Origin of the sequence: Streptomyces violaceorubidus (assembly GCF_000717995.1) — a bacterium.
GTDB lineage: Bacteria > Actinomycetota > Actinomycetes > Streptomycetales > Streptomycetaceae > Streptomyces > Streptomyces violaceorubidus.
In genome coordinates this window covers 1-259 of sequence record NZ_JODM01000216.1, presented here as the reverse complement: position 1 = coordinate 259, position 259 = coordinate 1, and the positions used below count along the sequence as shown (strand labels likewise).

1 protein-coding gene is annotated in these 259 nt (G+C 64.9%); it reads right to left on the bottom strand.

Features of this window, described 5'->3' with window-relative positions; translation table 11 throughout:
• Positions 1-259: hypothetical protein (locus IE94_RS40200; RefSeq protein ID WP_157849469.1), on the bottom strand; the 259-nt coding region annotated here is incomplete at both ends.

The following is a 259-nucleotide window of genomic DNA, read 5'->3' as shown; positions in this document are numbered from 1 at the left end:
GTCCGGCATCTTGATGCCCAGCCCCTTGGCCCCCAGAGCAAGCGAGGACATGAAAGCAGTACTGACCGAACCGCCCGCAAAATCCATCAGGTTGAACCCGCCCGTCAGAGCGGCACCCGTGAAGTACTCCGACACACCCGCACTCGCGGCGTTGAACGTCTGGTCCGCCGTCGCCGCCGCCACCTTCAGCCCGGAACCCGACGGCGTCTTCCCACCCGGATTCACCACCGGCGCGTTCTTCGAGAGGTCGAACTTCCTG